Consider the following 21,212-nt stretch of genomic DNA (forward strand, 5'->3'; position numbering starts at 1 on the left):
GCGTGAGCCACGGTTGTCAGTGGCATACGGATCGACCGAGGCACGTGTGCTCGACCCGACCAACGCGGTCGCAGTCGACGGCGTTTCGGCGCGTTCCACCATCTACTCCTCGGCTGTTCTGCTTGTGTCCAAGTCGGTTGACTTCGAGGACACCTTGGATCGGATCGAGAAGGTCGCCAAGGGACTCGGTTGGCGTGCCGTCGCCGAGGAGGAGCCGCCGCACTCAATCGGGCTGCGGTTCGGCGTGCGTCGCGTGCGGCTTGGGGTGCGGCCAGGCAAGGCGGCTCAGGCGCCTGATGCATGGACCGTTCTGCAGTATCTGCGGGCCTCGAGCCGTGATGGTGCGTGCGGGATCAGTTTGGAGCATGTCCTCGTTCCGGATCCCCATAACGAGCCGACTCCCCATAACGAACCGACTCCCCATAACGAACCGACTCCGCACAACGAGCCCACTCCGCACAACGAACCCACTCCCCACAACGAACCAACGCCGAACTACGGTTACGACCCGCTTGCCACCGGTGGGCGCCAGCCGGTGGCTTTCGTTGGGAGGCCGCCCCGGCGTTTGAGTGAAGAGGAACTGGCTGGACGGGAGCGTCCCGTCGTGGCCGTGCTGGACACCGGCTGTGGTCCGCACCCGTGGCTCGACTTCGTGCAACGCGATGTACGTCTCGGCGAACATCCCATCGGCTGGCCCGCCGGGGTCCCCAACTCGGAGATCGATGGAGACCAGGTCGGACCGCTCAACGGGGTGATCGACCCGCTAGCGGGGCACGGAACCTTCATCGCGGGGCTGATTCACCAGGCGTGCCCTGACGCCGAGATCCTCTCATGGCGAATCGTTCCGCCGAACGGCCCCATTGCAGAGACCGACTGGATTACCGCCCTGGCCCAGATCGCAGAACTCGTGCGTCTGTATCGTGCTGGCGACCCGCATGGCCAGCGCATCGACGTTCTGAATCTGTCGATGGGCTACTACCACGAGACGCCGGAAGACGAGTTGTTTGACTGCACTCTCTACGAGATTCTGGCCGACCTGTCTGCCAATGGCACCCTGGTGGTCTGTTCGGCGGGCAACGACGGCACCGCGCGACCGTTCTTCCCGGCTGCCTTTGCGCCTTGGAGCGACGGCAACGGGCCGATCGACCTCAAGCCCGACGTACTTCCGGTTGTCTCCGTGGGTGCACTCAACCCGAACGGCAGCACAGACGCGGTCTTCAGTAACTCGGGCGCGTGGGTTCGAGCATACGAACGTGGAGCTGGCGTCGTGAGCACATTCCCACCGACCTTCCAAGGTGGCTATCAGGCATCCATCGCGACTGAGTTCATGGGGAGGTCGCGGGCGTCGATCGACCCGGATGACTTCACAGGTGGATTCGGAACCTGGAGCGGGACGTCGTTCGCGGCACCATTGCTTGCTGGCCAGATCGCGCAGGCTCTCTTTGAGAGTGGCCGCGCTGGCGAAGTCGAGCAGGACGTCAAGCGTGCCTGGTCGGCGCTCGAGAGCCTGACGTCTCTAAGGCAAGGCACCGAAGCCCGCTGACATGGAGACCGAGGACTCGGCTGAACTTCACCAGCTTGGCGTCGTAGCACTTAGCTCGGGAAAGAACGCTGAGGCCAAGCGTCTGCTAGAGCGCGCGCGTCGGGCAGCGGTGGATACGGGTCTGTTGGCGAGAATCGAGTCCACGCTGGCGTATCTCGAGGCTGACACGTCTGACTTGGAGCGTGCCCTAGAACTCAATGACGGGGCCCTTTTGTTCGCGGGGCTCAGCAGCGAGACGCGCGGGGTCCTACTTCAGCAACGCGCGACACTCCTTCGTCGTGCTGGTCGCGCTAACGATGCCCTGGCGGCGTTTGATGAGTCGATCCAAGCACTCGAGGAGAACTCGAGGAGCACTTCCGACCTTGCAAAGGCGTACCTGAACCGAGGGACTGTCTACCTCGACCGTCACGACGTGGTGGCTGCAGCTGAGGACTTCGAAACTGCGGCTCGCCACTTTCGCGACGCTGGCGTGGATGTCTCGGCAGCGAAGGCTGATCACAACCGTGCGTACGCGCTCTTCCTTTCCGGCGACCTGGTTGGCTCACTGGCACTGATGGAGTCGTCGTATGACATCCAGGCTGCCGCCGGTCCTCTGGTGAAGGCGGTATGCGATGCCGATCGGGCCGAGGTGTTGATGGCGGCGGGGTTGACGCGGCAGGGTGGCGAGATGCTGCGGCAGGCAGCCGAGGCGTACGGATCCAAGGGCCAGCGGCAGCGGCAGGGGGAGGCTGAGCTGGTGCTGGCGTCGCACATGGTGGCGACGGATCCCGTCGAGGCGGAGAGGGTGGCACGCTCAGCGCTGGGCTGGTTCGAGGAGGCGAGAGCGACAGGGCTGGCCCTGCGTGCGCGGGCGGTGGCGTTCGAGGCGGCGGTGACCGCAGGGCAAGATCCGAGGGAGGACGGCGAGGCGTTGGCCGGGCCGCTCGAGGAGCAGGGCCTGAACTGGCCGGCTCTTCGGGTCCGCATGCAGGCTCGGTTGGCGCGCATCCATTCGGCCGAGAACGCCGGCCTGCCGACGAGACCAGCGAGTGGCAGGGTGATCGGTCCGGTCCCGCCGGAGGCGCCCATCGACGTACGCCTCCTGGAGCGAGAGCTCCGTGCCGAGCTGGCCGTTGCCGCCGGTCGTGCGGTGACAGGACTTCGCGAGCTGCGGGCCGGACTCGATGACTTCCACCTGTGGCAGAGCTCGTTCGGCAGCCTCGACCTGCAGACCAACGTCGCCGGGCACGGTCGCACCCTGGCGAGGCGCGGCCTGGAGTTGGCCGTCGAGTCGGGCGATACCGATGTGCTCTTCGAGTGGTCGGAGCGCTCGCGGATGCTGGCCTCCCGGGTACAGCCGGTGCGGCCGCCGTCCGACCCTCAGCTCGCCGCAGACTTGGCCGAGCTGCGTGGTGAGGTGTCGCCCGAGCGCGAGACCGAGCTGCGTGAGCAGATTCGTCAACGAGCCTGGCGGGTCAAGGGATCTGGTCAGGTCTCCGATCCGGTCGGCCTTCCTGACCTGCACGAACGCATCGGCGACCATGTTCTCGTCGCCTACGTCGTTGCCGCCGGTCGCCTCGTCGCAGTCGTGGCGACCGCCGACTCCGCCACCCGGATCGACCTCGGCGACCAGGCTGCGCTCGGGTCGCTTCTGGGCGGCCTGCTGCCGGATCTCGACGTCGCCGCGACCGACCTCCCGGGCCCGCTCGGTATTGCCGTACGTGGTGACCTGACCGTGCGACTCCAGCAGCTCTCCGGGCTGCTCGTCACCCCTGTTCTCGAGAAGATCGGTGACCGCCCGGTCGTCCTGACCCCGTCAGCCGTGCTGGCGGCGGTTCCATGGACCCTGCTGCCCGGCCTGACCGGCCGACCGGTCACGGTCGCCCAGAGCGCCACCGCCTGGCTGAGCCGCGCCCACACCCCGCTGCGCACCCAGAAGGCTGGCTTCGTCGCCGGACCGCGCGTCATGCGCGCCGCCGACGAGGTCGCCAAGAGCGCCACTGCCTGGTCCGGCGCCCACACGCTCACCGGCACCGACGCCACCGCGGCGGCGGTGTCCGCGCTGGCGGCCGAGGTCGACGTACTCCACCTGGCCGCCCACGGCCACCACTCCGCCGACAACCCGCTCTTCTCCGGCCTCGAGCTCGCCGACGGGACCTGGTACGGATACGACATCGACGGCCTCGCCGCCGTCCCGGACGTCGTCCTCCTCTCCGCCTGCGAGGTCGGGCGGTCGACGATCCGCTGGGGCGAGGAGCTGATCGGGCTCGTCGGCGCCTGGCTGCACGCCGGCGCCCGCGCCGTGATCGCCTCTCCGGCCGTGGTGGCGGACGAGGCTGCGTACGAGGTCTTCAGTCGCCTCCACGGTGCCCTCGCGAAGGGCCTTGCTCCTGCCGAGGCCCTCGCCGAGTCCCTCCCCGCCGCGACCACCGACGCCCCGCCGGCCCCGTTCGTCTGCTTCTCATAAGGGCGGCGGAGCCTATGTGCCGGGTGGGCAAGGACTACAGGGTCCCTGCCCACCCTTTGACCTAGCTCAGTGTGGATCGTTGAGCGGCGCTGCGAGCGCATAGACGGCAAGTGCGGTTGGCACGATAGTCGCGCCCGCGAGGCAAATGCGTGCCTTCAGATCGTTGATAGACATCGGTTCCTCCTCTCGTGGGGTAGAGAACGAATCGGTGCTGATCACACCGACGGTCGGGCGGCGCCGTCAGGATCGGCGACTGATTCCAAGGTGCTCTCGGTGTTCATGCTCGAACACGCGATCACCAAGAGGACCAGGCCGGCGAAAAGGAACACATCGCCGATGCTGATCACTTTCATCAGGATGGGGATCGGGAGAAGGTCCGCGAGTGGGGTCCAGAGGGGAGCCACGTCGCCCAGTTGGACGTACCCCGAGGCCTCGGCGGCCAGTTGAGCGTTCGAGTATCCAGCAAGATGCGCGCTGGAAAGGCTGTATGGCATCGCTCCGAGTACGGCGATAGGAATGGCATTCGACGCCGCGCCGACCGGGATCAACAACAGCGCCCAGGAGCCCGTCGTGGTAGATGACAAAGAACGGTTCAGCCAGGAGAAGCTCACTGCGACGCCGACGACCAGGACTGCGTAGAGGCGCCGCTCCGTCGTCTCCGGAAACTCCTCGGGCCACCACCCGTTGTTCTGCACGAACTGGAGTGCGGCCGCAAGCGCGATCAACCAGGTTCCTCGCAACCTCGTCAGTGATGTCGCGACCTTCGGGCGGGCGACGATGATGAGGCCGATCAGGGCGGGCAACACCATCAGGGTGAGCATTCCTGGGCCCGGCATGCCCAGCAACGTAGCAGCGCAAGAAGGCCGTCGGGGGCGCGTTTCCCAACTTTCATCGCCATGAACGCCAGCGACGAGAAAAGTCCGAAGCCGGTGTATCAGGCGGTCTCCCGCGTACTCCTTGGGGCTGTCCGGACCGAGATTCGGGGGAATTCGGTTCGGACGCTGGCGCCGCCGCCTTGGGGGAGGCTGGCGGTTTCGGGGCCGCAGCGTGGGTTGGGCACTAGGGGGATGCCCAACCCGCGTCCGGCTTGAACGTGGGCCGGGCGGGGCGGTGAGGGGATGACTGCCCCGCCCGGCAACTTTCGATTCTTCCGCTCTGCCGGTGCCACGGCAATGCTTCGGCCGCCGCAGAACTGAAATGTGTTCTAGGCGGAACGGTCCAGTCGGCCGAGCCGCTTGCCGAGCGCCGGGGTGACCCGATCGACCCAGGTCGCGGTGATGTGGGAGTCGTCGTAGTAGGTGACGACGTCACCGACGACGAGCGGGCATTGCTCGGAGCAGACCAGGTCGACGATGTCGACGTACGCGGCCTCGGTGCCGTCGAGCGCCTCCTGCGTCACCTCGTTGGAGTCGACCTCGGTGCCCTCGGCGTTCACGACGCAGTCCTCGAGGAGGTTGCGGGCGTCGGAGAGGCACTCGCCCGGGTCGTCGTCGACGGAGGGAACGTCGGCGAAGACGCGTACGTCCGGGGTGATCTTCTCGAAGGCACTGACGCCGTGGCGTACGCCCTCGCGCCACTGCTCCTCGGTCGAGACGCCGTCGCGCTCCTCCATGTCGAGCATGCCGCGGGCGCCGACCACGATCGTGTCGGGGTTGAGCTCGGTGATCTGTTCGTTGGTCCACTTCCGGAAGTCCTCGCACTCCGCGACGGTCATCTTCGAGGACTTCTGCTTCACCCCGTACGCGGCGCAACCGAGCTTCACGAACGGGACCAGCTTCACGTGCTGGCGCTCGGCGAGGGTGTCGAGGGCAGGCAGCCACATCCCGATGTGGGAGTCGCCGACGACGGCGACGGTGCGGTCGGCCTTGCCGTCGCCGTAGACACAGTCGCCGTCGAGCTTCGTCTCGCCGTAGCCCGCGTAGCAGTAGCCGCCGCGCTCGGCCCACGAGTCGGAGGCGTCGAACTTGGCCTCCGGCGGCAGCGGGGCACCCTCTTCGGCGGCCTTGACGGTCGTCTTGAGGACGCCGGTGACCGGCTTGTCGTCGGTGTCGAGGACGTCGGGGTTCTCCTGGAACCACTCCTCCGCGTTGGCCTTGGCGACGTCGACCTGATAGCCGGCGTACGCCTGCGAGCTCGTGCCTGCGACCAGGGCGAGGGCAGCGGCGGCGGGCCAGAGGGCGAGCGCGCGGCGGCCCTTGGTGAGGTGCGGGATCTTGTGGCGCTGGAACGGCATCTCGATCCAGTGGTAGCTCGCCGCGGAGGCGGCCAGGATGAGCGCCAGCATGATCAGCAGCTGGCGTACGCCACCGCCGGGGATCGCCTCGGGGGCAAGGATCAGGATCGGCCAGTGCCACAGATAGAGGCTGAACGAGATGTCACCCAGGTAGCGCAGCGGCTGCTTCGAGAGCAGCCAACCGGTCGGGGTGGCGGGGCCGGCGACCAGGAGCGCGACGGTACCGAGCACCGGCACCAGGGCGTGCCAGCCCGGGAAGTGGGTCGCCTCGCTGAAGCTCGCCGTGGCGTAGACGAGGGTGCCGACGCCGGCGATGCCCAGGGCTGTCGCGTACGGCCTCTTGATGCTCGCCAACCGGCCCGCGACGCAGGCGAGGAGGGCGCCGGCGGCGAGCTCGAAGGCGCGGGCCGGGGTGGAGAAGTAGGCAGTGGTCGGGTCGACGCTGGTGAGGTGCAGCGACCAGGCGAGGCTGACCACCGCCACGAGCGCGGCGAGCGCGGTGATCGCGCGACGGCGGTGGTGCTTCGGGATCCAGAGCGCGACGGCGAGCACCAGCAACGGCCAGACGACGTAGAACTGCTCCTCGACCGAGAGTGACCAGTAGTGCTGGAACGGCGAGGGCGCGGCGGTGTTGAAATAGTCGACCGCTTCCTTGGCGAAGTGCACGTTGGCCAGGAAGACCGCTGCCCAGCCCGCGTCACCGGCGATCTGGTCGGTGCGGGTCTGGGGCAGGACGATCGCGCTGTAGGTGAGCACGACCAGCATCGTCGCGGTGGCCGCCGGCAGGATCCGACGGGCGCGGCGGGCGTAGAACTGGCTGATGCTGACGGTGCCGCTGCGGTCGGTCTCACGCAGCAGCAACGTGGTGATCAGGAACCCGGAGAGGACGAAGAAGACGTCGACTCCGACGAACCCGCCCTCGAACCCGGAGAGCCCCGCGTGGCCGGCGATCACCAGCCCGACAGCGACTGCACGGAGACCTTGAACATCGGCGCGCCAGTTCGAACTCATTCGGAGGACGATATGTCAATGGCCCTGTTGGGTCATAGTCGAAGTCCCACTGGGCGAGCCGATTCCTCAGCCGAATCTTCACCTCTGGTGAGCGAGAGCGCAGTTCTTGCGAACGAATCTTCGGTTGTGGCGGATCAATGCGCGATTTCGTCCGCCACAACTCAAGACTCGGGTGTCAGAAGTGAAGATTCGGTGAGAATCGGTCAGAGTCGGTCTCGGAGCCAGGCAAAGTCGCTCGTGTGCTCCTTCGCGCCACCGGGGGTTTCGCAGATCACCGGGGCGCCGGCGTCGCGGACGACTTGGGTCAGGAGATCGGGGTCGATGCGGCCGGCGCCGAAGTTGGCGTGGCGGTCGGCGCCGGAGTCGAACTCGTCGCGCGAGTCGTTGCAGTGGACCAGGTCGATCCGGCCGGTGATCTTGCGGACGTCCTCGACGACCGTCTCAAGCGGGTTGCCGCCGGCGTGGGCGTGGCAGGTGTCGAGACAGAAGCCGACGTTTTCTGCGCCTTCGGCTGTGGAGATGGCCTCCCAGACGCCCGCGATCCGGTCGAGGTAGCGCGCCATCGCGTTGTCGCCGCCTGCGGTGTTCTCGATCAGGAGAGGGATCTTGATGTCGGTCGCCTCGATCGCCTTGCGCCAGTTGTCGAAGCCCTTCGCGGGGTCGTCGTCCTTGTTGACGTGACCGCCGTGGACGATCAGGCCCTTGGCGCCGACCTCGGCCGCGGTGTCCATGTGCTGTTGGAGGAGCTTGCGGCTCGGGATCCGGATCCGGTTGTTCGTCGTGGCGACGTTGATGATGTAGGGCGCGTGGACGTAGAGATCGACGCCCTGCTCCTCCGCGCGGGCCTTGAGCGCTGCCGCGCCGTCGGCGTACGTCACCACCGGGCCCTTGTAGGACTGGGGATCGCCCAGGAAGAACTGCACCAGGCTCGCGCCGCGCGCGGCCGCCTCGGCGACGGGGTCGGTCTGGTCTACGTGGGCACCGATCGCAACAGCCATGGGCCCAGTCTAGGACGCGGCACCGACATCCTTTGGCTTGACTTCATACCTTACGGGGGTATGGTAGAAACCATGGACGAGCACACCGGGCACGAAGGCCACGCGGACCACGGATACCTCCACAACAAGAACAAGGAGGCCTATCTCAAGCGCCTCAAGCGCATCGAAGGTCAGGTGCGCGGGCTGCAGCGGATGGTCGAGGACGAGGCCTACTGCATCGACATCCTCACCCAGGTCTCCGCCTCGACCAAGGCGCTCCAGGCGGTCGCTCTCGGGCTCCTGGACGAGCACCTCGGTCACTGCGTCGCCGGCGCGGTCCAGAACGGTGGCGCCGAGGCCGACGAGAAGCTCGCCGAGGCCTCTGCCGCCATCGCTCGCCTCGTCCGGTCCTGATTGTCAACAATCCAACAATCCAGAGAGATTCTCATGAGCACCCAGAACTTCACTGTCGTCGGTATGACCTGCGGACACTGCGCCTCCTCCGTCACCGAAGAGGTCACCGAGATCGCCGGCGTGAGCAACGTCGACGTCGACCTGGCCTCCGGCAACGTCACCGTCACCGCCTCCGAGCCGATCTCGGACGACGCCATCCGTGCGGCCGTCGAAGAGGCCGGCTACTCGCTGGCCTGATCACGATGACCCCCACCGCCGCGAACCCGACCGAGCAACAGCTCGAGATCGAGGGCATGACCTGCGCGAGCTGCGTGCGCCGCGTCACCAAGGCCATCAGCCGTGTCGAGGGTGTCGAGGACGCAAACGTCAACCTCGCCACCGAGACCGCCCTCGTGCACTTCGACCCCGCCCGCACCGACCTCGCCGAGATCAGCGCCGCCATCGAGAAGGCGGGCTATCAGGCTGTCTTGAGATCGTCGACTGTCGACAATCCACAAGAGCCTGACGCAGAGGACGATCGGGACGTACGTCGCGAGACCGAGCTCGTCCAGCTCAAGCGGCGGTGGGTCACGGCCCTGGCGGTGGGGCTCGGCCTGATGGCCTTGATGTACGTCCCGCTTCCCGTCGACGCCATGGAGCCGGTGATGTCGATCGTGCTCGTGGTCGCCGCGGTCACCCAGTGGTGGGCGGGCCGCGACATCTACGTCGCGGCGGTCCGAGGCATGCGCCACGGATCGGTCGACATGAACACCCTGGTCACGCTCGGCACCGGCATCGCTTTCGCCTACAGCGCCTTCGTGACCCTGTGGATGGGCCAGGCCGAGGCGTGGGGCCTGCCGCTCCACCTCTACTTCGAGACCGCCCTGGTCATCGTCGCGCTCGTGCTGATGGGCCGCTGGCTCGAGGCACGGGCCAAGTCGCGTACCGCCGATGCGGTCAAGGCCCTCGTCGGCCTGATGCCGGAGACGGCCACCGTCGTCCGCAACGGTCGCGACGTCACTGTCCCGGTTGCGAACCTGCAGGTCGGCGACCGGATCCGGGTACGCGCCGGGGAGAAGATCCCGGTCGACGGCCGCATCGTCGCCGGAGCGTCCTACGTCGACGAGTCCATGCTCACCGGTGAGAGCGACCCGGTCCGGAAGGCCGAGGGCGACATCGTCATCGGCGCCACGATCAACCAGACCGGCTCGTTCGAGATCGAGGCGACCGCTGTCGGCTCCGAGACCACGCTGGCGCAGATCATCGCCATGGTCGAGTCGGCCCAGGGCTCCGGCACCAAGCTGCAGCGTCTGGCCGACCGGGTCTCCGAGGTGTTCGTGCCGGCCGTCCTCGTCGTGGCCGCGCTGACGTTCGTCGGCTGGCTGGTCCTCGGCCCCGACGCCGAGCGCCTGACCAGCGCCGTCACCGCCGCGATCGCGGTCCTCATCATCGCCTGCCCCTGCGCCCTCGGCCTGGCCACGCCGGCCGCCGTCATGGTCGGCGCCGGCCGTGCCGCCGAGCTCGGCGTACTCGTCGGCTCGGGCGAGACCCTGGAGCGCGCCCGCTCCGTCACCGCCATCGTCTTCGACAAGACCGGCACGATCACCCACGGCAAGCCGGAGGTCTCCGAGATCAGTCCGGCGCCGGGCTGGACTCGCGACGAGCTGGTCCGGATCGCCGCCGCCGCGGAGACCGGCAGCGACCACCCCCTCGCCTCCGCCCTCAAGACCAGAGCCGAAGCGTCAGCCCGGTCGGCCGAGACGTCACCGAGTGCCACCTCGGCCGACGTACGTGACGCTTCGGCCGACGCGTCTGACGTCTCGGCGTTTGAGGCTCACCCGGGGCGCGGAATCAGCGCGATCGTCGACGGGCGCCGGGTCGTCGTCGGCAACTCGGCGATGCTGGCCGATGAGGGCATCGATGTCGCCGACAACGGGGCGGTCCTGGTCGCCGTCGACGGGGCGTACGCCGGGTCGATCCGCGTCGAGGACCAGGTCCGTGACGAGGCCAAGGAGACGGTGCGTCTGCTCGAGGACTCGGGCGTCGAGGTGCACATCCTCAGCGGCGACGCGGCCGCGACGGTGGCGAAGGTGGCCGACGAGGTCGGCGTACGCCACGCGGCCGGCGGCCTGCTGCCCGAGCAGAAGCTCGCCCGGATCCAGCAGCTCCAGGACGAGGGCAAGGTCGTCGCGATGGTCGGCGATGGGATCAACGACGCCCCGGCACTGGCTCAGGCCGACGTCGGGATCGCGATCGGCACCGGCACCGACGTCGCCCTGGCGGCCTCCGACATCACCCTGGTCGGCGGTGACCTCCGCGGCGTGGTGACCGCGCTGGCGCTCTCCCGGCGCACCGTAGCGACGATCAAGCAGGGCCTGTTCTGGGCGTTCGCCTACAACGTGCTGCTCATCCCGGTCGCCGCGCTGGCTCTCCTCGACCCGGTCCTCGCCGGCGCGGCCATGGCGATGAGCTCGGTCAGCGTGGTCACCAACGCCCTGCGTCTGCGTGGCTTCCGCCGACCCGAGACCCCTGAGGCGTACGCCGGTCGGGGGTTCGTCACGCGCGTCCGCGACGGTGGATATCTCCTGGTCACGGCCGTGATCGCGATCTCGATCGGGGCCGGCCTGACCTACCTGTCGCGCACCGAGCCTGCGCAGCGCGGGATGAACGGGATCCTGGAGTGGGCGCAGGGGATGAGCCCGATGCGGCCGTCGATGACGGAGATGCACGAGGTCGACATCGCCCCCGTCGCCTCCGCCGAGTCGGGCATCGACGTCGCGATCACGCGGCGCGACGGTGGGCTCCGGTTCCTCGTCACGGACGCCGCGACCGGCGACCCGGTGACCGACCTCGGTCGCACCCACCAGGCCTGGATGCACGTCATCGTGACCAGCCAGGACCTCTCCTGGTTCCGCCACCTCCACGCCGAGCCGACCGGCCGACCGGGCGAGCTCGAGACCGACGTGACCTTCCCCGCCGGAGGCACCTACCGCGTCGACACCGAGTTCCGGCGCCGGGCCGACATGGCCGACGTGCTCGACCGGCAGCAGCTCACCGTCGAAGGTACGCAGCCCCCTGCCGTCCCGCTCGAGGCGAGCCCGAGATCGTCGACTGTCGACAATCTCACCGTCACCCTCGAGGGCACGCCGGTCGCCGACCAGCAGAGCGACCTGCACTTCCGGTTCGAGGACAGCCGGTTCGAGGACAGCACCGGGAAGGTTGTCGACGATCTACAGCCCTACCTCGGGGCGGCCGGCCACGTCGTGGTCATGAGCGCGGACGGCGAGACGTTCGTGCACGGCCACGCCGAGGGCGACGAGCTGGCGGTCCCCGGCGCCTCGTTCGGGCCCGAGCTCGGGCTGCACCTGGACGTACCGAAGGCCGGCCTCTACCGCCTCTGGGCCCAGTTCCGGCTCGGCGACGGCGAGGTGATCACGGTGCCGTTCACGGTCGAGGCCGTGGATTCGGCCACGGGTTCCGCTGGTTGATACGCTGACGCGTCCCTCTCCACAGATTGGAGATGGGACATCGCATCAGCCCTCCTGCCATGGAGAGACCATGGCCGCCGAGTCCGTAGGAGGTGGAGAACGCTATGCGCGCCTATGAAGTAATGGTGATCCTCGAGCCCAGCCTCGATGAGCGCACCGTCGCCCCGACCCTTGACAAGTTCCTGAAGGTCGTCACCACTGATGGTGGCACCGTCGAGAACGTTGACGTCTGGGGACGCCGTCGTCTGGCCTACGAGGTCAACAAGAACGCCGAGGGCATCTACGCCGTCGTCAACCTGACCGCCGAGCCGAAGACCGTTCTGGAGCTCGACCGCCAGCTTGGCCTCAACGAGCAGATCCTGCGTACGAAGGTCATCCGCCCGTCCAAGTGACGCGGATGTCATCGTCGGAAATGTCGGCGGTGCGTCCTATGTTTGGTCGCACGAGGAACAACTCCTGAACCGACACCGACACCCAGATCAGACTCAAGGGAGATCTCATGGCAGGCGACACCGTCATCACCGTGATCGGCAACCTCACCGACGACCCGGAGCTTCGCTTCACGCCGTCCGGTGCAGCCGTTGCCAACTTCACGATTGCTTCGACGCCCAGCACCTTCAACCGCCAGACCAACGGGTGGGAGGACGGGGAGACCCTCTTCCTGCGCTGCTCGATCTGGCGCCAGGCTGCTGAGAACGTCGCCGAGTCCCTGCAGCGCGGCATGCGTGTCGTCGCTCAGGGTCGCCTGAAGTCGAGGTCCTACGAGACGCGTGAGGGTGAGAAGCGCACTGTCTTCGAGCTCGAGTGCGACGAGATCGGTCCCTCGCTCCGCTACGCGACCGCCAAGGTCACCAAGGCCAGCCGCCAGTCCGGCGGCCAGGGTGGTGGCGGCGGTTACAACCAGGGCAACCAGGGCGGTGGCTACAACCAGGGTGGCGGCTACGGCGGCCCCCAGGGTGGTGGCCAGCAGGCCCCGGCCGGCAACGACCCTTGGGCCTCGCCGGCTCCGCAGCAGCCCGCCAACGCGGGCGGCGGCGCGCCGGCCAACGACCCGTGGGCGACCCCGGGCGTGGGCAACGACGAGCCTCCCTTCTGATCAACAGATCCACATTCCGAATCCCTCAACCATTCCGGCGCATGCCGGGCTTCTAGAAAGGAAGCACCACAATGGCCAAGGCAGTGATTCGCAAGCCTAAGAAGAAGGTTTGCCAGTTCTGCAAGGAGAAGGCGACCGGCGTCGACTACAAGGACGCCACCCTGCTCCGTAAGTTCATCTCCGACCGCGGCAAGATCCGCGCCCGTCGCGTGACCGGCAACTGCGTCCAGCACCAGCGCGACGTGGCCATCGCCGTCAAGAACGCGCGCGAGGTCGCTCTGCTGCCCTACACCTCCACCGGTCGCTGAGGAGGATCGACATGGCTACCAAGATCATCCTTCAGCAGGAGGTCACCGGGCTGGGTTCCGCCGGTGACGTCGTCGAGGTCAAGGACGGCTACGCCCGCAACTACCTGATCCCGCGTGGCGACGCCATCCGCTGGACCCGCGGCGCCGAGTCGCAGGTCGAGTCGATCAAGGCTGCGCGCTCGGCTCGCTCCGTGCGCGACGAGGCTCACGCCGCCGAGATCAAGGGCAAGCTCGAGGCCAGCACGGTCAACGTGAAGGTCCGCGCCGGCAAGGACGGCCGCCTCTACGGCGCCATCACCGCCGCCGACATCGCCGCCGCGGTCTCCGAGACCACCGGCGAGTCGATCGACAAGCGCACCATCGCGCTGGGCAACCCGATCAAGGCCCTCGGTTCCCACGAGGTCTCCGTCAAGCTCCACGACGAGGTGTCCGCCAAGCTGGCCCTCAACGTGGTCCCCGCTTGATCTAGGGATTCACCCAGGCCCGCCTCCTCCGGGAGGCGGGCCTGTTCGTTTTCCGGCCGAGACGTCACTTACGTCGGTCGAACCGGCACCTGGATGCCATCTCGGCCGGCGGGGGTGACGCTTCGGCTAGAACTTGTTAGCGATCTCGGTCAGCTTCGCGACGTACGCCGGCCAGTCGTACTCCGAGGGGATGTTGTCGCCGGGTCTGCGCCAGCCGACGGCGCCGTCCGCCTCTTCGCGGAGGATGTCGGCCTGTCCACCGTGACCGGCGAGGTCGGCGAAGAGGTGCACCAACATCTGGTGGAGGGTGACTTCCTCGTCGCCCCAGTGGGGTACGTGGCCGACGGCATCCAACGCCAGCGCCTCGATCGTCTCGTCGCCGTGGGCGATGACCCGACGGTAGAGGTCGATGATCCCCTCGATCGACTCGTCCTCGGTGGCGTACCAGTCCGCCTGCGGATCGACCTCGAAGACCTCGTCCGAGACCAGCTCCTCGGGATGCGGGAACGGACGGCCGAACGTCGCGCCGAGATAGACGGCCTCGACGCCGGTGACGTGCTTGATGATGCCGAGGAGGTTGGTGCCGGTCGGCGTACGCGGCAACCTGGCCTCACGCTCCGGCAGGTCCTCGACCTTGGAGATCAGCGCTTCGCGACGCGCATCGATATAGGTCTTCAGGGTGCTCTTCGGGTCCGCGGGCATGCTCCGACCTTGGCCCCAAGCCGGGTTCGGCGCAACCGAGTAACTGGGACCGGTTGTCCCGAAACCTCATCGAGACCCGAGGCCGATCTATAACCTGTTCTCTTGCGGATCATCGGGGATCCGCTGGCGGCCACTCGGGAGGTCCCCCATGTTGACCCATGACAACGGAGCCGTGCTGGGGAAGCTCGAAGAGGTCAAGCCGCACTCCAGGTGGATTCTCGGCGAGACCCTCGAGGTCATGTTGCACAACGGCGTCGATCGCCCTGCCGACGTGGCGGCGCGGATGCAGGTGCCGGCGTCGACCGCGGCCTACCGGGTCCGCCTTCTCCGAGAGCTCCTCGGACCGGACCTGCACGATCCGGCCCTGAGGCTGGCGATGATGCGGGCGCTGCGATCAGCGCTGCCCCGGTGGCGGGTGGAGGCGGCGTACGCCAAGCGGCGCCGAGCGCAACGCAACCCGGACACATGTTGTTGATATGAACGAAATAGTGCGGCTCCCTGGTCTGGACCAGCCCGCACCCGCCGACCCGCTCCTAGCGTGAACGTCGGCCGAGACCCTCGGCCGACCCCACCACCAGAGGAGCGTGTCATGACAAACATGTCCAAGCTGGCCAGATTCACCGTCGTACCCGTCGCGGCGGTCGCCGCGATCGGCCTCGCCTCACCGGCAGCCTTCGCCGCCTCGAGCTACAACCTCAGCGCCGGGTCCGCGGCCGCCGGATCGAGCGTCGCCTTCGGAGCACAGGGGAGCGGCATTACGTTCACCGACGTCACCGCGGGCGCCTCGGTCACCTGCAGCGGCAGCTCGATCTCCGGCACCGCGACCCCGGGCACCGCGATCAGCGGTACCGGGATCGCGGCCCTCGACGGCTCCAGCGTCTCCTTCTCCGACTGCACCGGCCCGGTGGGGATCGAGTTCACCGTCACCGGATCCGGCACCTGGTCGCTCGACGCCACCGGTGACACCGACGCGAACGGCTCCACCGCCGGCAACATCAGCGGGGTCTCGGCCAGGGTCAGCGGATCCGGTTGCTCCTTCGACGCGGCCGGCTCGGTGGCCGGCGCCTACGCCAACGGCGACTCGTCCGGCACGCTCACCCTCAGCGGTAGCGAGCCCACCTTGACGCTGTCCAACGTGTCCGGCTTCCTGTGTGGTGTCGCCGGGATCTCGAACGGTGACCAGGTCTCCTTCGCGGCGACCTACGCGGTCAGCGCGACCGACGCCGCCAACAACCCGATCCAGGTCACCAGCAACCCCTGATGTCCGGACCGATCTGAGGACTGGCTGGTCGCCGGCGGGCTCAGGCGCCGGTGACCAGCCAGCGGTCGCTCCGCGCACGGAGCGTCAGCACCACGAATCGGGCGCCCATGAAGCCGACGGCGAAGGTGATCCACACCCACACCAGCCCACCGCCGAGGGCGACGGCCAGGGCGACGAGCGGGACGTACGCGACGAGGGTCCAGACTCCGCCCCAGGCGAGATAGCGCCCGTCGCCGGCGCCGATGAGCACCCCGTCGAGCACGAAGACGACGCCCGCGATCGGCTGCGCGATCGCCGCCACGAGCACCACCGGCACCAACAGATCCCGGACCGCCTGGTCCTCGGTGAAGAGGGCGCCGAGGAACGGTGCGAGAGCAGCCAGGAGTACGCCGGCCACGACCCCGATGACGACGCCCCACCACACCATCCGGGCCGTGATGGCTCGGGTCTCCCGGGTGTCGCCGGCCCCCAGCGACCGCCCGGTCAGCGCCTGCGCGGCGATCGCGATCGCATCGAGCACGAACGCCAGGAACGTCCACAGCGTGAAGGCGATCTGGTGGGTCGCCAGCGCCACGGCCTGATCGCCGACGGCGAGATGGGTGACGGCGTACGTCGTGACGAGCAGTGCCATGCGCAGCGTCAGCGTGCGGACCACGAGGGCCACGCCGGCCCGCGCGGAGGCACGGATCCCGGGCGCATCCGGGCGCAGCGGCACGCCCTGGCCTCGGGCGGCCCGCACCACGACGTACGTCAGCATCCCGGCCGCCAGCACCTGCGCGATCACCGACCCGATCGCCGAACCGGCGATGCCGAGCCCGGCGCCGTAGACGAGGGCGAGGTTGAGCACGATGTTGAGCACGTTGGCGACGACCGCCGCGACCAGTGGAGTCTTGGTGTCCTGCAACCCACGGAGCACACCGGTGGCCGCGAGCATCATCAGCAGCGGCGTCACCCCGAGGACGGCGATCCGGAGGTAGGTCGTCGCGGGGCCGACGACCTCGTCGCCCGCGCCGACCGCCCGGCTGAGCGGCTCGGCCAGGACCATCACCGGGACAGTGACGACGACCCCGATGATGACCGCGAGCCAGATCCCGTCGATGCCCTGCCGGAGCGCACCGGCGGTGTCGCCGGCGCCGATGCGGCGGGCGACCGATGCTGTGGTGCCGTACGCGAGGAAGACGCAGAGACCGACGATCGTCTGGAGCACGACGCCCGCGACGCCGAGGCCGGCGAGCTCGCGGGTGCCGAGGTGGCCGACGATCGCGGAGTCCGCGAGCAGGAAGAGCGGCTCGGCGACGAGGGCCAGGAAGGCGGGGATCGCGAGCCGCCAGATCTCCTTGTCGAGGCCTCGGCGGTCGGTCTTCGAGTAGTTCTTCGCATCCGCCCGGCTCGTCACGTTCTCAAGGTTAAACACCGCCGGCGCGGGGCGTTGTTCAGGGCAGGTGGAAAACCTGTGGAAAACGTCGTTGCGGCGCTATGTCGACAAAACGCCCAACGGGGTACGACGATCTCGGCGTTGAATCCCGGTAGGCTGCCAACTTTCTTTCGTCCACAACCTATGGACAACAAAGTCGCAGGTCAGAGTGGCTTTACCGATCGGGCGACCCTAGTTATGCACAGGCAGTTCCCCAGGCTGTTCACAATGACCCGGGTGTCGTCCACCGCTATCCCCCGGTTATCCCCAGGGCCTGTGGATAACCTGCTGTCGCCGATGTGGTCTGCGACGTAGGGTCGCGGAGACTTGAGGTGTCGTCCAGGGTGGGCCCAGGACTGTGGGAGCAGAACTGTCGGTGCCCACCCGTAGCGTGGGACCGAATCGACCGAGATCACGCCGCGACGATCCGCAGACCACGGAGGGGCAAGGGAATGAGCGTCACTGAGACCGGCTCGATGGACGGTCCGGGCGACTTCCCGGAGCCGCCGTTCGAAGAGTGGGGCGACGGGCCCGCGGCGTACGAACCGGGCAACGCCCCGCGCGCGGTCAACGACCGCACGCCACCGCAGGACATGGCTGCCGAGCAGGCGGTCCTCGGCTCGATGCTGATCTCGAAGGACGCCATCGCCGACGTCTCCGAGACGCTGCGCGGCACCGACTTCTACCGCCCGACCCACGAGTCGATCTACGACTCGATCCTCGATCTCTACAGCCGCGGCGAGCCCGCCGACATGGTCACCGTCGCCGACGACCTGCGCCGCAAGGGCGAGCTGGAGCGCATCGGCGGCGCCCCCTACCTGCACACGCTCGCCTCCAACGTCCCGATCGCCGCCAACGCCGGTTACTACGGTGAGATCGTCCGCGACAAGTCGGTCTTGCGCCGCCTGGTCGAGGCCGGCACCAAGATCGTGCAGATCGGCTACGCGGGCGAGGGCGAGGTCGACAACATCGTCGACGAGGCCCAGGCCGAGGTCTTCAAGCTCACCGACAAGCGCTCCGGCGAGGACTACTCCCCGCTCGCCGACATCATGGACGGCGTCCTCGACGAGATCGAGGCGATCTCCAACCGTGAGGCCGGCCTCTACGGTGTCCCCACCGGCTTCGCTGACTTCGACGAACTCACCAACGGCTTCCACGGCGGTCAGATGATCATCGTCGCGGCGCGACCCGCGATGGGGAAGGCCCTCGCCCTCGATACGCCGCTCCCGACCCCCCAGGGTTGGACCACGATGGGCGAGGTCGCGGTCGGAGACCTTCTGTACGCAGCCGACGGCCGCCCGACCCGAGTCGTCGCCGCCACCGAGGTCATGGAAGAGCGGCCTTGCTACGAGGTCACCTTCTCCGACGGTTCGACCATCGTCGCCGACGCGGATCACCAGTGGCTCACAGAGACTCGAGCGGCGCGCAAGTCGAAATGGGCCGCAGACAATCACTACAACCGAGCTCGCAACCAGCGAATCTTTGCCGACGTCGTCACGACGGCGCAGATCGAGAAGACACTGACCGTTGGCGCCGACGAGCGGGCGAACCACGCGGTCCTCAACGCGTCGTCCCTCTCCGCGGACGACGCCGAGTTGCTGATTCCGCCGTACGTCCTGGGTGCCTGGCTCGGCGATGGACATAGCGCTGGAACACGTATTACGTGCGAGACAGACGAGATTCCGATGCTCATCGAAGGCTACGGCCTGCACGTCGAGCACCGCGGGGACATGCTCTACAGCATCAAGCTTGCCGACAACCCGGACGATCACGGTGGAAGGTGCGTGTCGTGTGAACGTGCGGCCACAACTCATCGTTCGAGGTGCGTTGCGTGCCACGACGATCACGGCACGTTCACGGCCGTCCTCCGAAAGATCGATGTGCTCGACAACAAGCACATCCCCACCGACTACCTCCGGGCGTCCGACTCACAGCGACGCGAGCTCCTTGCAGGGCTCATGGACACTGACGGGACTGTCGTCAAGGGCGTCGGGGCCTGCCAGTTCGCGGTGACCAACAAGCGCTTGGCAGATGACGTCTACGAGCTGATCGTCAGCCTCGGTTACAAGTGCGGGCGCACGACCAAGCAGGTCAAGGGCCGTACCGAGGAGTCATCGACTTGCTACATCTTGAACTTCTCGACCGTCGATGATGTCTTCCGTCTGACCCGCAAGCAGCTCCTCCACAAAGAGGAACGGCCAGAGAGCACCGCACGAATCGGTCGGCGCTACATCAAGGCTGTGCGAAGGGTCAATAGCGTCCCCGTACGCTGCGTGCAGGTCGACAATGAGGAGCACCTCTACCTCGCGGGCCGCTCGATGATCCCGACCCACAACTCCACGCTCGCGCTCGACTTCTGTCGCGCGGCCTCGATCCACAACAACCTGACCAGCGTCTTCTTCAGCCTGGAGATGAGCCGCTCCGAGATCACCATGCGCCTCCTCTCGGCGGAGGCCAAGGTGCCGCTCAACCACATCCGCAACGGCAACATGTCCGACGACGACTGGAACAAGCTGGCCCGCAAGATGGGAGAGGTCTCCAGCGCGCCGATGTTCATCGACGACAGTCCCAACATGACGATGATGGAGATCCGATCCAAGGCCCGCCGCCTCAAGCAGCGCCACGACCTCAAGCTCATCGTCATCGACTACCTCCAGCTGATGAGCTCCGGCAAGAAGGTCGAGTCCCGCCAGCTCGAGGTCTCCGAGTTCTCCCGCCAGATCAAGCTGCTGGCCAAGGAGCTCGAGGTCCCGATCATCGCGTTGTCCCAGCTCAACCGTGGTTCCGAGCAGCGCGCCGACAAGCGCCCAGCGGTCTCCGACCTACGTGAGTCGGGCTCGCTCGAGCAGGACGCCGACATGGTCGTCCTCCTCCACCGCGACGACGTCTACGAGAAGGAGTCGACCCGCCCCGGCGAGGCCGACGTGATCATCGCCAAGCACCGCAACGGCCCCACCCGCGACCTCGTCGTCGCCTTCCAAGGCCACTACAGCCGCTTCGTCGACATGGCTCACTGAGGCCCAGCAAACTGACCCGACCGGCACCGGTCAGGAAAACCCGTCGCTGGTGTCCACCGCATCGGCAACGATGGCCGCATGGTGCTCACCATCTCTGTCCTCGCCGACCGACCTGATCTCGCCGAGGCGATGTGGGACATGCCCAGCTCATGGCCGGAGTTCATGCGTCAGGATCCGATCGGGGGGCTCTACTACGGCAACGTCGAGAGCCGCTTCAGCTCGTTCGTGCTGGTCGCCCAGGACGAGAGCGGCCAGGTCGTCGCCTGCGGGTATTCGATCCCCTTCGTCCGCGGCAACCGCGAGGAGCTGCCCGACAACGGGTGGGACTTCGTCATCCGCGAGGGCCTGCTGGCGAATATCCGAGGCCAGGAACCCGATGCGATCTCCGCGGTCGAGATCGCAGTTCACCCCGACCACCAGGGAAGGGGAATCTCGGCACAGATGCTCGGCGCGATGCGCGACAACGCCGCCCGGCACGGCTTTCCTGAGCTCGTCGCGCCCGTACGTCCCAGCGCCAAGACCGACGCCAACGAGCCGATGTCCACGTATGCGACCCGGGTTCGCGAGGACGGTCTCCCCGTCGACCCGTGGCTACGGGTGCACGTACGAGCCGGCGGGTACATCGAGCGGGTGGCTCCTCGGTCGATGGTCATTCCCGGCACCCTGACGGAGTGGCGGGGATGGACGGGGCTGCCGTTCGACAAGACGGGCCCGGTGCTGGTGGAACGCGCGCTCGCTCCGGTGCACTGCGACCTCGACCACGATGTCGCTACCTATGTCGAGCCGAACGTGTGGGTCGTACACCGCACCGGCGCCCCGTCGTGAGTCGACGGAACGCCGGTGCGGCACGCTGCCCGAT

General features: G+C 67.6%; 18 protein-coding genes. 13 read left to right on the top strand and 5 right to left on the bottom strand.

The features are described 5' to 3' along the window. The first annotated feature begins 46 nt into the window (after positions 1–46). Complete coding sequence (locus BLT25_RS08195; RefSeq protein WP_176883696.1) at positions 47–1,543, top strand: S8/S53 family peptidase; 1,497 nt, start codon at positions 47–49, stop codon at positions 1,541–1,543. Between the two features lie 553 nt (positions 1,544–2,096). Beyond that, the gene (locus BLT25_RS08200) at positions 2,097–3,989 is read left to right on the top strand and encodes a CHAT domain-containing protein (protein WP_143033681.1); all 1,893 of its coding nucleotides are present in this window, start codon (positions 2,097–2,099) and stop codon (positions 3,987–3,989) included. A gap of 215 nt (positions 3,990–4,204) precedes the next feature. Here the strand turns inward: BLT25_RS08200 and BLT25_RS08205 are convergent, their stop codons facing one another. From BLT25_RS08205 to BLT25_RS08215, 3 genes are all read right to left on the bottom strand, one after another. Beyond that, entirely contained in the window at positions 4,205–4,825 is a 621-nt protein-coding gene (locus tag BLT25_RS08205) for a DUF5317 family protein (RefSeq protein WP_143033682.1), read from the bottom strand. A gap of 368 nt (positions 4,826–5,193) precedes the next feature. After that, a complete protein-coding gene (locus BLT25_RS08210; protein ID WP_091044113.1) occupies positions 5,194–7,233 on the bottom strand; it encodes an acyltransferase family protein in 2,040 nt (679 codons plus the stop codon). Positions 7,234–7,436: 203 nt separating this feature from the next. After that, positions 7,437–8,231 carry a deoxyribonuclease IV gene (locus tag BLT25_RS08215; protein WP_091044116.1) on the bottom strand — a complete coding sequence of 265 codons (795 nt, stop codon included), beginning with the start codon at positions 8,229–8,231 and terminating at the stop codon, positions 7,437–7,439. A gap of 72 nt (positions 8,232–8,303) precedes the next feature. Between BLT25_RS08215 and BLT25_RS08220 the strand changes: the two genes are divergently transcribed. The 7 genes from BLT25_RS08220 to rplI all read left to right on the top strand — a co-directional run bounded on the left by BLT25_RS08220 (position 8,304) and on the right by rplI (position 13,959). Continuing rightward, positions 8,304–8,624, top strand: a complete 321-nt coding sequence (locus tag BLT25_RS08220) for a metal-sensitive transcriptional regulator (RefSeq protein WP_045550265.1) — start codon at positions 8,304–8,306, stop codon at positions 8,622–8,624. Between the two features lie 33 nt (positions 8,625–8,657). Beyond that, positions 8,658–8,861 carry a heavy-metal-associated domain-containing protein gene (locus BLT25_RS08225; protein WP_091044118.1) on the top strand — a complete coding sequence of 68 codons (204 nt, stop codon included), beginning with the start codon at positions 8,658–8,660 and terminating at the stop codon, positions 8,859–8,861. A 5-nt stretch (positions 8,862–8,866) separates the two neighbouring features. Further along, entirely contained in the window at positions 8,867–12,091 is a 3,225-nt protein-coding gene (locus BLT25_RS08230) for a heavy metal translocating P-type ATPase (protein ID WP_091044121.1), read from the top strand. Between the two features lie 104 nt (positions 12,092–12,195). Beyond that, positions 12,196–12,483, top strand: coding sequence for a 30S ribosomal protein S6 (gene rpsF / locus BLT25_RS08235; protein WP_091044123.1), 288 nt, complete (start codon positions 12,196–12,198; stop codon positions 12,481–12,483). Between the two features lie 107 nt (positions 12,484–12,590). Beyond that, positions 12,591–13,187, top strand: a complete 597-nt coding sequence (locus BLT25_RS08240; RefSeq protein ID WP_091044125.1) for a single-stranded DNA-binding protein — start codon at positions 12,591–12,593, stop codon at positions 13,185–13,187. Positions 13,188–13,258: 71 nt separating this feature from the next. Beyond that, positions 13,259–13,495, top strand: a complete 237-nt coding sequence (gene rpsR / locus BLT25_RS08245) for a 30S ribosomal protein S18 (RefSeq protein WP_008355445.1) — start codon at positions 13,259–13,261, stop codon at positions 13,493–13,495. 11 nt (positions 13,496–13,506) lie between these two features. Next, positions 13,507–13,959: a 50S ribosomal protein L9 gene (gene rplI / locus BLT25_RS08250; protein WP_091044128.1), complete on the top strand. Its 453-nt coding sequence runs from the start codon at positions 13,507–13,509 to the stop codon at positions 13,957–13,959. A 126-nt stretch (positions 13,960–14,085) separates the two neighbouring features. Here the strand turns inward: rplI and BLT25_RS08255 are convergent, their stop codons facing one another. Beyond that, positions 14,086–14,661 carry a DinB family protein gene (locus BLT25_RS08255; protein WP_091044131.1) on the bottom strand — a complete coding sequence of 192 codons (576 nt, stop codon included), beginning with the start codon at positions 14,659–14,661 and terminating at the stop codon, positions 14,086–14,088. Between the two features lie 148 nt (positions 14,662–14,809). Between BLT25_RS08255 and BLT25_RS08260 the strand changes: the two genes are divergently transcribed. Together BLT25_RS08260 and BLT25_RS08265 are read left to right on the top strand one after the other, a co-directional pair. After that, a complete protein-coding gene (locus BLT25_RS08260) occupies positions 14,810–15,136 on the top strand; it encodes a helix-turn-helix domain-containing protein (protein WP_091044134.1) in 327 nt (108 codons plus the stop codon). Between the two features lie 114 nt (positions 15,137–15,250). After that, positions 15,251–15,922 carry a hypothetical protein gene (locus BLT25_RS08265; protein WP_143033683.1) on the top strand — a complete coding sequence of 224 codons (672 nt, stop codon included), beginning with the start codon at positions 15,251–15,253 and terminating at the stop codon, positions 15,920–15,922. A 40-nt stretch (positions 15,923–15,962) separates the two neighbouring features. Here the strand turns inward: BLT25_RS08265 and BLT25_RS08270 are convergent, their stop codons facing one another. After that, positions 15,963–17,318, bottom strand: a complete 1,356-nt coding sequence (locus BLT25_RS08270; RefSeq protein WP_091044139.1) for an MATE family efflux transporter — start codon at positions 17,316–17,318, stop codon at positions 15,963–15,965. A gap of 611 nt (positions 17,319–17,929) precedes the next feature. On the opposite strand from BLT25_RS08270, the gene dnaB reads away from it, so the two are divergent. Further along, positions 17,930–20,353 (top strand): replicative DNA helicase, encoded by a 2,424-nt coding sequence (dnaB, locus tag BLT25_RS08275; protein WP_218131284.1) that lies wholly within the window; start codon positions 17,930–17,932, stop codon positions 20,351–20,353. 78 nt (positions 20,354–20,431) lie between these two features. Next, positions 20,432–21,178, top strand: coding sequence for a GNAT family N-acetyltransferase (locus tag BLT25_RS08280; RefSeq protein ID WP_091044143.1), 747 nt, complete (start codon positions 20,432–20,434; stop codon positions 21,176–21,178). The last annotated feature ends 34 nt before the right edge of the window (positions 21,179–21,212 follow it).

Source organism: Nocardioides sp. YR527, from assembly GCF_900101045.1.
Lineage (GTDB): Bacteria > Actinomycetota > Actinomycetes > Propionibacteriales > Nocardioidaceae > Nocardioides.

Coding starts and splice junctions, on each gene's coding strand:
- BLT25_RS08220 (WP_045550265.1), top strand. CDS start 8,304: ATGGACGAGCACACCGGGCACGAAGGCCACGCGGACCACGGATACCTC.
- BLT25_RS08255 (WP_091044131.1), bottom strand. CDS start 14,661: ATGCCCGCGGACCCGAAGAGCACCCTGAAGACCTATATCGATGCGCGT.
- BLT25_RS08260 (WP_091044134.1), top strand. CDS start 14,810: ATGTTGACCCATGACAACGGAGCCGTGCTGGGGAAGCTCGAAGAGGTC.
- rplI (WP_091044128.1), top strand. CDS start 13,507: ATGGCTACCAAGATCATCCTTCAGCAGGAGGTCACCGGGCTGGGTTCC.
- rpsF (WP_091044123.1), top strand. CDS start 12,196: ATGCGCGCCTATGAAGTAATGGTGATCCTCGAGCCCAGCCTCGATGAG.
- dnaB (WP_218131284.1), top strand. CDS start 17,930: ATGGCTGCCGAGCAGGCGGTCCTCGGCTCGATGCTGATCTCGAAGGAC.
- BLT25_RS08210 (WP_091044113.1), bottom strand. CDS start 7,233: ATGAGTTCGAACTGGCGCGCCGATGTTCAAGGTCTCCGTGCAGTCGCT.
- BLT25_RS08230 (WP_091044121.1), top strand. CDS start 8,867: ATGACCCCCACCGCCGCGAACCCGACCGAGCAACAGCTCGAGATCGAG.
- BLT25_RS08225 (WP_091044118.1), top strand. CDS start 8,658: ATGAGCACCCAGAACTTCACTGTCGTCGGTATGACCTGCGGACACTGC.
- BLT25_RS08205 (WP_143033682.1), bottom strand. CDS start 4,825: ATGCCGGGCCCAGGAATGCTCACCCTGATGGTGTTGCCCGCCCTGATC.
- BLT25_RS08240 (WP_091044125.1), top strand. CDS start 12,591: ATGGCAGGCGACACCGTCATCACCGTGATCGGCAACCTCACCGACGAC.
- BLT25_RS08265 (WP_143033683.1), top strand. CDS start 15,251: ATGACAAACATGTCCAAGCTGGCCAGATTCACCGTCGTACCCGTCGCG.
- BLT25_RS08280 (WP_091044143.1), top strand. CDS start 20,432: ATGGTGCTCACCATCTCTGTCCTCGCCGACCGACCTGATCTCGCCGAG.
- rpsR (WP_008355445.1), top strand. CDS start 13,259: ATGGCCAAGGCAGTGATTCGCAAGCCTAAGAAGAAGGTTTGCCAGTTC.
- BLT25_RS08200 (WP_143033681.1), top strand. CDS start 2,097: ATGGAGTCGTCGTATGACATCCAGGCTGCCGCCGGTCCTCTGGTGAAG.
- BLT25_RS08215 (WP_091044116.1), bottom strand. CDS start 8,231: ATGGCTGTTGCGATCGGTGCCCACGTAGACCAGACCGACCCCGTCGCC.